A 10,805-nucleotide genomic window follows, 5' to 3' on the forward strand; every position below is an offset into this window, starting at 1 on the left:
CTGATTATATAAGTATGTGTGATATGATGTTTTTATAAGTTTTATACATACTACATAAATATAGATTAAATAAGATAAGTGGTGAGAATATGATTTTTGTATTGGATGTAGGGAACACAAATGCTGTACTAGGCGTATTTCAAGATGGGGAACTTCGTCAGCATTGGCGTATGGAAACAGATCGTCACAAGACGGAAGATGAATATGGAATGCTTGTAAAGCAGTTACTTGAGCATGAGGGTCTTTCATTTGAAGATGTGAAAGGTATTATTGTGTCTTCAGTTGTACCACCAATTATGTTTGCTTTAGAGCGCATGTGTGAAAAGTATTTTAAAATTAAACCGCTTGTAGTAGGGCCCGGGATAAAAACAGGGCTAAATATTAAATATGAAAATCCGCGTGAAGTAGGCGCAGACCGAATTGTAAATGCAGTAGCGGGAATCCATTTATATGGAAGTCCGCTTATTATTGTCGATTTCGGTACGGCTACCACATATTGTTATATTAACGAAGAGAAGCATTACATGGGTGGAGTTATTACACCGGGAATTATGATTTCAGCGGAAGCCTTATATAGTAGAGCGGCAAAACTTCCTCGTATTGAAATTACAAAACCAAGTAGTGTTATTGGGAAGAATACAGTAAGTGCGATGCAATCTGGTATTCTTTACGGATATGTTGGACAAGTGGAAGGTATTGTTAAGCGTATGAAAGAGGAAGCTAAACAGGAACCAAAAGTTATTGCAACAGGTGGATTAGCGAAATTAATTTCAGAAGAATCAAATGTAATTGATATCGTAGATCCGTTTTTAACGTTAAAAGGTTTGTATATGTTATATGAACGTAATGCAAATTTACAGTATGAGAAAGGTGAATAAATAAGTATGAAAGATTATTTAGTAAAAGCTTTAGCATTTGATGGAGAAGTACGTGCGTATAGTGTGCGTACAACAAATACAGTAAGTGAAGCGCAAAGACGTCACGACACGTGGAGAACTGCTTCAGCAGCGCTTGGCCGTTCTTTAACTGCGGGTACAATGATGGGTGCGATGTTAAAAGGTAATCAAAAGTTAACAATTAAGGTAGAGGGTAACGGTCCGATTGGTCCAATCTTAGTGGATGCTCATGCAAATGGGGATGTACGTGGTTATGTAACGAATCCGCATGTTGATTTTGAAGGAACAGAACAAGGAAAACTACGTGTATATCAAGCGGTGGGAACAGAAGGATTTGTAACTGTAATTAAAGATATTGGTATGCGCGAGCCGTTTATTGGTCAATCTCCAATTGTTTCAGGTGAATTAGGAGAAGACTTCACGTACTATTTTGCAGTTTCTGAACAGACGCCTTCTTCTGTTGGTGTTGGTGTTCTTGTAAATGGAGATGACAGCGTATTAGCGGCGGGTGGATTTATCCTTCAAATTATGCCGGGCGCACAGGAAGAAACAATTTCATTCATTGAAGATCGTTTGCAAAAAATCCCTCCTGTATCAACATTGATCGAACAAGGTCTTTCTCCAGAAGAGCTACTATATGCAGTTCTTGGGGAAGATAAAGTAAAAGTATTAGAAACTATGGATGTTCAATTTAATTGCACTTGCTCACGTGAACGTATTGAGAGTGTGTTAATTAGTTTAGGTAAAACAGAATTAGAGCAAATTCGTGAAGAAGAAGAAGAGACGGAAGTGCACTGTCATTTCTGTAATGAACGATATAAATTCTCTAAAGAAGATATTACAAGCATAATTGTGAACTTGTAATAAGGAAGTTTGGGTGGAGAATTGTTCGCTCGGATAGATTGACAAACAGGGAATTTTCTGACAAAATCTAAATATAGATAAAACCAATAAAAATACTCGGTGTTAGGAGTGACAGGAATGCGAGTGGCACAATCAGTTTCAGAATTAATCGGGAAAACGCCGATCGTTAAGTTGAACCGCATCGTAGAATCAGACAGCGCAGATGTATACTTAAAATTAGAATTTATGAATCCTGGGAGCAGTGTTAAAGATCGTATTGCATTAGCTATGATTGAAGATGCTGAAAAGAAAGGATTATTAAAAGAAGGCGATACAATCATTGAGCCAACAAGTGGTAACACAGGAATTGGTTTAGCGATGGTAGCGGCCGCTAAAGGATATAAGGCGATTTTAGTAATGCCAGAAACAATGAGTATTGAGCGTCGTAATTTATTACGTGCTTACGGTGCTGAATTAGTATTGACTCCAGGTCCTGAAGGAATGGGTGGGGCAATTCGTAAAGCGACTGAATTAGCGAAAGAGCATGGCTACTTTATACCGCAACAGTTCCAAAATCAATCAAATCCAGAAATTCATCGTTTAACAACAGGTCCAGAAATTGTTGAACAAATGGGTGATCAATTAGATGCGTTTATTGCAGGTATTGGTACAGGTGGAACAATTACTGGTGCTGGTGAAGTGCTGAAGGAAGCGTATAAAGATATTAAAATTTATGCAGTAGAACCTGCGGACTCACCAGTATTATCTGGTGGGAAGCCGGGTCCACATAAAATCCAAGGAATTGGGGCGGGATTCATCCCAGAGACATTGGATGTAAAGGTATATGATGAAATTATTCAAGTAAAAACAGAGCAAGCGTTTGAATATGCGAGAAGAGTGGCTAAAGAGGAAGGTATTTTAGTTGGTATCTCTTCAGGAGCAGTTATTTATGCAGCGACAGAAGTTGCGAAAAAATTAGGTAAAGGGAAAAAAGTACTTGTTATTATTCCAAGTAACGGTGAACGTTATTTAAGTACACCGCTTTATCAATTTGAATCATAATTGAATGTGATTGAAAAGCATCCTTGAAAAAGGATGCTTTTTTCTTTTTGGATTGGAAATAGGAAAAGAGTGATTGACTAGAAAACTTCATGTAAAATAAGAGGTAGTATAATTAATTTATTTTCACTAACCTTCGAGTATAATCATTTTCTATATAAAGAGCTTATGTAGTTTGAGGTGGTTAATCTAAGAGGGTGGGATAAAAGAAGACGGGGTGTTGATATGCAACGAAGAAAATCTTTAGCGCTTTCTATTCCATATCAGTTAGATTTCTTTAAGCAATATAAATTTCTTTCTCAGGATAAGCCGCAACATATTTTGCTAGAAAGCGGACGTGGCGGTCGTTATAACATAGTGGGGTTAAACCCAGTAGCGGTAATCCAAGGGAAGGGTGAAACGTTACATATTAGCGAAAGTGGTAAGGAAACAATAAAGCGAGGGAATCCATTAGATTTAATGCAAGAATATATGGAAAAATGGAAAACAGACTACAATCCAGAGTACACGCCGTTTCAAGGTGGTGCGATTGGCTACTTTAGTTATGATTGTATCCGTTATATCGAAAAACTCCCTTCTCTTGCAGAGGATGATCTGAATATACCCGATATATTCTTTTTATTATTTGACGATGTGTTTGTCTATGATCAAGAAGAAAAAGTATTGTGGATTATTACACATTATGTAGATAAGCATGCAGAGGCGGAAGAACGATTACATGAATGGAAGAATCTTTGGGCGGCAGAAGTACCTGAAGTGACTATGCCGTTTGAACGTCCTGAAAAGAAAAATGAAGCGGTTGCTTTTACAGAAGAAGGCTTTATGAAGGCTGTTGAACGTATTCAAGAATATATTGGAAATGGTGATGTGTTTCAAGTAAACTTGTCGACAAGGCAAGAAAGAACTTTACAAACGCATCCGCTAGAAATTTATACAAGTCTTCGTAAAATTAATCCATCTCCATATATGGGATACTTGGAGCTTGGGGATTTTCAAATTGTTAGTGCTTCGCCTGAATTGCTAATTAAAAAACAAGGGCAAGAAGTAAGTACAAGACCAATTGCTGGTACAAGATCCCGCGGTGCGAATGAACAAGAGGATGAAGAATTAGCGAGGGAATTAATTGAGAACGAAAAGGAACGAGCGGAGCATGTAATGCTTGTAGATTTAGAACGAAATGATTTAGGGCGCGTTTGTAAATATGGCACTGTAGAAGTAGATGAATTTATGGTAATTGAAAAGTACTCACATGTTATGCATATCGTTTCTAATGTGCGTGGTGAGGTGGAAGAAGATAAGGATGCTTTCGATTTAGTGAAAGCTGTATTCCCTGGTGGAACAATTACCGGTGCCCCGAAAATACGTACGATGGAAATTATTGAAGAATTAGAACCTGTTCGACGAGGGATTTATACAGGTTCAATTGGTTGGATTGGTTATTCTGGAGATACGGAATTGAATATTGTAATTAGAACGCTTCTTGCTAAAGATGGGCAAGCGCATGTGCAAGCAGGAGCGGGAATTGTAATTGATTCAAATCCGAAAAATGAATATAAAGAGTCGTTAAAAAAGGCAATTGCTTTATGGCGTGCAAAAGAAAGTAGCGAAGAAACGGTTAGGTGAGAGAAATGATATTAATGATTGATAATTATGATTCTTTTACATTTAATTTAGTGCAATTTCTTGGAGAACTTGGACAAGAGCTTGTTATTAAGCGTAATGATGAAGTGACTATTGCAGATATTGAGAATATGAAACCAGATTTCTTAATGATTTCACCAGGTCCATGTAGTCCGAATGAAGCGGGAATTAGTATGGAAGCTATTAAATACTTTGCAGGAAAGCTTCCGATTTTTGGAGTTTGTCTTGGGCATCAATCTATTGCGCAAGTCTTTGGTGGAGAAGTTGTTCGAGCAGAGCGATTAATGCATGGGAAAACGTCGCCTATGCATCATGATGGAAAGACGATTTTCTCGGACATTCCTAATCCATTTACTGCAACGCGTTATCATTCCCTTATTGTTAAGAAAGAGACGTTACCTGATTGCTTAGAGGTAACATCTTGGACAGAGGAAGGGGAAATTATGGCGCTTCGTCATACAACATTACCGATTGAAGGTGTGCAGTTCCATCCGGAATCTATTATGACTTCTCATGGGAAAGAATTATTACAGAATTTCATTCGCAAATATAGTCCAAGCGTGGCATCATGTTAATTTACGTAAATGGTGAATATGTAGAAGCGAATGAAGCGAAAATTTCTCCTTATGACCATGGTTATTTATACGGACTTGGAGTTTTTGAGACGTTTCGTATTTATAATGGTCATCCTTTCTTGTTGGATGATCATTATAAACGTTTAATAGATGCGCTAGATACATTGCAAATCAAATGGACAATGACAAAAGATGATGTAATGCTTATTTTGAAAAATCTCCTCGTTAAGAATGAATTGGAGCATGCATATGTTCGTTTCAATGTATCGGCGGGTGTAGATGAAATAGGATTGCAAACGGAAATGTATGAAGAGCCGTCGGTTATTGTTTTTATAAAACCTTTACCAGCCCCAGGGGATATAGTGGAAAAAGAAGGGGTTGTTTTAAAACAAGTGCGAAATACACCAGAGGGTGCGTTTCGCTTGAAGTCTCATCATTATTTAAATAACATTTTAGGGAAACGCGAAATTGGAAATGTTGTGGATAAGGAAGGTGTTTTCCTTACTGAAGCAGGTTATGTTGCAGAGGGTATTGTTTCGAATCTCTTTTTTGTGAAAGACAATGTTTTGTATACGCCTTCGCTAAAAACAGGGATTTTAAATGGTATCACTCGTGCATTTATTATAAAGGTTGCAGAGGAGCTTCGTATAGAAATAAAGGAAGGTTTCTTTACGAAAGATGAATTGCTTTCAGCAGATGAAGTTTTTGTAACGAATTCCATTCAAGAAATTGTTCCGCTTTATCATATAGAGGGACGAGATTTCCCGGGTAAAGTCGGAATGATTACAAAAAGGTTTATGCATCTTTATGAAATGCAGAGAGAGAAATTGTGGAGTAGAAATGAATTGCGAAGAGGAGATGTGTAATTTGAAGTGGGATTATGATTTGCGCTGCGGCGAATATACATTGAATTTAAATGAAAAGACATTAATTATGGGGATTTTAAATGTAACGCCAGATTCATTTTCTGATGGTGGGAGTTACAACGAAGTGGATGCTGCGGTGCGCCATGCGAAAGAAATGAAAAATGAAGGTGCTCATATTATTGATATTGGTGGTGAATCTACTCGCCCAGGTTTCGCTAAAGTTTCGGTGGAAGAAGAAATTAAACGAGTTGTTCCGATGATCCAGACGGTTTCGAAGGAAGTGGAATTGCCTATTTCTATCGATACGTATAAAGCAGAAGTTGCGAAACAAGCAATTGAAGCTGGTGCTCACATTATTAATGATATTTGGGGGGCGAAGGCGGAACCGGAAATTGCTGAAGTTGCAGCTCATTATGATGTACCTATCATCTTAATGCATAACCGTGACAATATGAGTTATCGTAATTTAATGGCGGATATGATTGCTGATTTGTATGACAGTATTAAAATTGCTAAAGCTGCTGGTGTACGAGATGAGAATATTATTTTAGACCCAGGTATTGGTTTTGCTAAGACGCCTGAACAAAATTTGGAAGCGATGCGTAATTTAGAACAGTTAAATGTACTAGGTTATCCAGTTCTTTTAGGCACTTCAAGAAAGTCCTTTATTGGACATGTACTAGATTTACCGGTAGAGGAACGTCTTGAGGGAACTGGAGCTACCGTTTGTCTCGGTATTGAAAAGGGCTGTGAATTTGTTCGTGTTCATGATGTGAAAGAAATGGCGCGTATGGCTAAAATGATGGATGCGATGATTGGTAAGGGGGTAAAGTAATTGGATAAAATTTATATCCATGATATGGAGTTTTACGGTTATCATGGTGTATTCCCAGAGGAAAATAAATTAGGTCAGAGGTTTAAAGTTGATTTAACGGTAGAATTGGATTTGAAACGTGCAGGAGAAAGTGATGACTTAGAGCATTCTGTCAATTATGGAGAGCTTTTTGAATTGTGTAGGAAAGTTGTCGAAGATAGAACGTATAAGCTTGTAGAGAGCATCGCTGAAAATATCGCTACAAATATATTGAAACAATATGAGAGTATTTCACGATGTACAATTAAGGTAATTAAACCAGATCCGCCGATACCAGGGCATTATCGAGCTGTAGCGGTAGAAATTACGAGAGAACGTTCATGAATAATATAGCGTACATTGCATTAGGTTCGAATATTGGAGAGCGTTATACGTATTTAACTGAAGCGATTCAGTTTTTAAATAAAAGTCCGTATATCCAAGTTGATGATGTTTCATCAGTGTATGAAACTGATCCAGTTGGCTATACTGACCAAAGTTGCTTTTTAAATTTAGTTATAAAAATTTCTACCAATTTATCACCACAAGAATTATTGAAAGTAACGCAAAAAGTAGAGAATGACCTAGGAAGAAAAAGGGAAATTAGATGGGGTCCGAGAACCATCGACCTTGACATCTTACTCTATAATCAAGAAAATATTGAAGCAGAGAATCTTATTGTTCCGCATCCGCGGATGTTCGAAAGAGCTTTTGTTATCGTTCCGTTGTTAGAAATTAATCAAGATATAAAACAAGACATTTCACGTTCACAAGTAGAAGAAATGAAAAGGCGAGAGGGAGTAACGGTATGGAAGCAGAAAAATGGGGAAGACGCATTCGTGCTTTTCGAAAGCTGAAAGGCTATACACAAGAAGGTTTTGCTAAAGAATTAGGGGTATCTGTATCTGTTTTAGGTGAAGTTGAGAGAGGGAATCGATCGCCTTCCCAAGATTTTGTAGTAGAAGTTGCTAAAGCATTAAAGGTCTCGATAGAGGAACTAATGCCAAAGTAATTATGAAGGAAGGAGTAAATCGAGTGTTAAAGATTGCAAATATTGAGATGAAAAATCCGGTTGTACTAGCACCGATGGCGGGAGTGTGTAACTCTGCATTCCGTTTAACAGTAAAAGAATTTGGTGCAGGCTTAGTTTGTGCTGAAATGGTAAGTGATAAGGCGATATTACTTAATAATAAGAGAACGTTAGATATGTTATATATCGACGAGAGAGAAAAGCCATTAAGTTTACAAATTTTTGGTGGAGAGAAAGAAACGCTTGTAGATGCTGCGAAATATGTAGATAAATATACGACAGCAGACATTATTGATATTAATATGGGTTGTCCAGTACCGAAAATCACTAAGTGTGATGCAGGAGCAAAATGGCTTTTAGATCCAAATAAAATATATGAAATGGTAGCGGCAGTTGTAGATGCTGTTGAAAAGCCAGTTACAGTTAAAATGCGTATTGGTTGGGATGAAGAACATATTTTCGCAATAGAAAATGCTAGAGCTGTTGAGCGTGCTGGTGGACAGGCAGTGGCAGTTCATGGACGTACACGAGTGCAAATGTATGAAGGAAAAGCAGATTGGGATATTATTAAACAAGTAAAGCAAGCTGTGAATATCCCGGTTATTGGAAATGGTGATGTTGAAACACCGCAAGATGCGAAGCGTATGCTTGATGAAATTGGTGTAGATGGTGTTATGATTGGTCGTGCTGCTCTTGGGGATCCGTGGATGATTTATCGTACGGTAAAGTATTTAGAGACGGGTGAATTAATGCCGGAACCAACAGTGCGCGAGAAAATTGATGTATGTATGTTGCATCTAGATCGTCTTATCGATTTAAAGAATGAAAATGTTGCTGTAAGAGAGATGAGAAAGCATGCGGCTTGGTATTTAAAAGGTGTTCGTGGTAATGCGAGTGTGCGTAATGGCATCAATACTTGCAACACACGTCAAGACCTTGCGAATGTATTAGGTGCATTTGTAGAAGAAGTAGAAGCGAAACAACAAACAATTTATGTTGGTTAATAAGGGAATGTAGAAGATTGACATTCTTCTACACACTTCCTATAATTACGTGAAAGAAAGAAGAACTGCCAGTTAGTTGCTGGCAGTTTTTCTAGTTGAGTAGAAAATGCTATACTGTATATATTGTAAAAATTAATAGAGCTGGAGTGATATCAATATCATGGATAACATGAACCACGAAGAATTAAACGACCAATTGCTTGTTCGTCGTGAAAAGCTACATAATTTACGTGAGCAAGGAATCGATCCGTTCGGTAAACGATTTGAACGCACAAATTCAACAACGGACTTAGTAAGTCTATATGGAGAATTCTCTAAAGAAGAATTAGAAGAGAAAGAAATCACTGTTTCTATCGCTGGTCGTATTATGACAAAACGCGGTAAAGGAAAAGCTGGATTCGCGCACATTCAAGATTTACACGGACAAGTTCAAATTTACGTTCGTAAAGATACTGTTGGAGATGAAGAGTACGAATTATTTACGACAGCAGATTTAGGTGACTTAGTAGGTATTGAAGGTAAAGTGTTCAAAACGAACGTTGGAGAACTTTCAGTAAAAGCAACAGGATTTACACTTTTAACGAAATCCCTTCGTCCATTACCGGATAAATACCATGGATTAAAAGATGTTGAACAACGTTACCGTCAACGTTACTTAGACTTAATTACAAGTATGGAAAGTCGTGAAACATTTGTTACTCGTAGTAAAATCATTCGTGAGATGAGAAGATATTTAGATGACAACGGTTATCTTGAAGTAGAAACGCCTATGATGCACGCGATTGCAGGTGGAGCATCTGCTCGTCCTTTCACAACGCACCATAATGCGTTAGATATGGAATTATATATGCGTATCGCAATTGAACTTCATTTAAAACGTCTTATTGTGGGTGGATTAGAAAAAGTTTATGAGATCGGCCGTGTATTCCGTAATGAGGGTGTATCAACTCGTCATAACCCTGAGTTTACGATGATTGAATTATATGAAGCATATGCTGATTATAATGATATTATGAAACTAACAGAAAATATGGTTGCTCATATTGCGAAAAAAGTATTGGGTACAACAACGATCCAATATGGTGATTATGAAATTAATCTAGAACCAGAATGGACACGTCTTCATATGGTAGATGCAATTAAGCAACACTCTGGAGCAGATTTCTGGAATCCAATGAGTGTAGAAGAAGCGCGTGAACTTGCAAAAGAACATAATGTAGAAATTAAGGATACAATGGAAGTTGGTCATATTATTAATGAGTTCTTCGAACAAAAAGTAGAAGATAAATTAATCCAACCAACATTTATTTATGGTCATCCGGTAGAAATTTCGCCACTTGCGAAAAAGAATGACGAGGATCCACGATTCACAGATCGTTTCGAGTTATTTATCGTTGCACGTGAACATGCAAATGCATTCACTGAGTTAAACGATCCAATCGATCAAAAAGAACGTTTTGAAGCTCAATTAAAAGAGCGCGAGCAAGGTAATGATGAAGCTCACATGATGGATGATGATTATATCGAAGCTCTTGAGTACGGTATGCCTCCTACGGGCGGATTAGGAATCGGTATTGATCGTTTAGTTATGTTATTAACAAATGCACCATCTATTCGCGATGTACTATTATTCCCTGCTATGCGTCATAAGCAAGACTAAGCTTTGGAGATTTCTCCAAAGCTTTTTTTATTTTACTATGAGTGATTTGAAGGAAGTGGGTTTTGATAGGGATCGTTTAGAAATTATATTTATATAGAAGAAACATGCTATTTTTATGCTTTTTTACTAAGTTAAAAATTTTATTAGAAAAACTATTGCATTTTAATAAGCGAACTGGTATATTTATATTCGTTGCCACGAGAGGTAACAAAAGAAACAAACGAAAAACAACTTATTTAAAAAAAGTTGTTGACGAAAATATGACAAAATGTTATATTGATAAAGTCGCTTCTGAGCGACGAAGTAGTTCTTTGAAAACTGAACGAAACAAACAACGTGAAACGTCAATTTTTATTTTTAGATGCTAGACAAACTAAC

General features: G+C 37.2%; 12 protein-coding genes. All 12 read left to right on the forward strand.

Annotated features, from left to right (window positions below):
- Positions 1–89 precede the first annotated feature (89 nt).
- Entirely contained in the window at positions 90–878 is a 789-nt protein-coding gene (locus G9F74_RS24765; RefSeq protein WP_000578374.1) for a type III pantothenate kinase, read from the forward strand.
- 6 nt (positions 879–884) lie between these two features.
- Entirely contained in the window at positions 885–1,760 is an 876-nt protein-coding gene (hslO, locus tag G9F74_RS24770; RefSeq protein WP_000656375.1) for a redox-regulated molecular chaperone HslO, read from the forward strand.
- Positions 1,761–1,877: 117 nt separating this feature from the next.
- Complete coding sequence (gene cysK / locus G9F74_RS24775) at positions 1,878–2,801, forward strand: cysteine synthase A (RefSeq protein WP_001261721.1); 924 nt, start codon at positions 1,878–1,880, stop codon at positions 2,799–2,801.
- 222 nt (positions 2,802–3,023) lie between these two features.
- On the forward strand, positions 3,024–4,421 hold the full coding sequence (gene pabB / locus G9F74_RS24780; RefSeq protein ID WP_016106835.1) for an aminodeoxychorismate synthase component I: 1,398 nt from the start codon (positions 3,024–3,026) through the stop codon (positions 4,419–4,421).
- 5 nt (positions 4,422–4,426) lie between these two features.
- Positions 4,427–5,014: an aminodeoxychorismate/anthranilate synthase component II gene (gene pabA, locus G9F74_RS24785; protein WP_000602280.1), complete on the forward strand. Its 588-nt coding sequence runs from the start codon at positions 4,427–4,429 to the stop codon at positions 5,012–5,014.
- On the forward strand, positions 5,008–5,880 hold the full coding sequence (gene pabC, locus G9F74_RS24790; RefSeq protein WP_016106836.1) for an aminodeoxychorismate lyase: 873 nt from the start codon (positions 5,008–5,010) through the stop codon (positions 5,878–5,880). The genes pabA and pabC overlap by 7 nt, the downstream gene beginning before the upstream one ends.
- Positions 5,855–6,715, forward strand: coding sequence for a dihydropteroate synthase (folP, locus tag G9F74_RS24795; RefSeq protein WP_002176114.1), 861 nt, complete (start codon positions 5,855–5,857; stop codon positions 6,713–6,715). The genes pabC and folP overlap by 26 nt, the downstream gene beginning before the upstream one ends.
- Positions 6,716–7,078, forward strand: a complete 363-nt coding sequence (gene folB / locus G9F74_RS24800) for a dihydroneopterin aldolase (RefSeq protein ID WP_000358065.1) — start codon at positions 6,716–6,718, stop codon at positions 7,076–7,078.
- Positions 7,075–7,590, forward strand: coding sequence for a 2-amino-4-hydroxy-6-hydroxymethyldihydropteridine diphosphokinase (gene folK / locus G9F74_RS24805; protein WP_001059455.1), 516 nt, complete (start codon positions 7,075–7,077; stop codon positions 7,588–7,590). The genes folB and folK overlap by 4 nt, the downstream gene beginning before the upstream one ends.
- Entirely contained in the window at positions 7,542–7,745 is a 204-nt protein-coding gene (locus tag G9F74_RS24810) for a helix-turn-helix domain-containing protein (protein WP_000387028.1), read from the forward strand. The genes folK and G9F74_RS24810 overlap by 49 nt, the downstream gene beginning before the upstream one ends.
- A 23-nt stretch (positions 7,746–7,768) precedes the next feature.
- The gene (gene dusB / locus G9F74_RS24815; RefSeq protein ID WP_000912241.1) at positions 7,769–8,767 is read left to right on the forward strand and encodes a tRNA dihydrouridine synthase DusB; all 999 of its coding nucleotides are present in this window, start codon (positions 7,769–7,771) and stop codon (positions 8,765–8,767) included.
- A gap of 160 nt (positions 8,768–8,927) precedes the next feature.
- On the forward strand, positions 8,928–10,427 hold the full coding sequence (gene lysS, locus G9F74_RS24820) for a lysine--tRNA ligase (protein ID WP_000369685.1): 1,500 nt from the start codon (positions 8,928–8,930) through the stop codon (positions 10,425–10,427).
- The last annotated feature ends 378 nt before the right edge of the window (positions 10,428–10,805 follow it).

Origin of the sequence: Bacillus sp. EKM202B (assembly GCF_011066025.1) — a bacterium.
In the GTDB taxonomy this organism is placed as follows: Bacteria; Bacillota; Bacilli; order Bacillales; family Bacillaceae_G; genus Bacillus_A; species Bacillus_A toyonensis.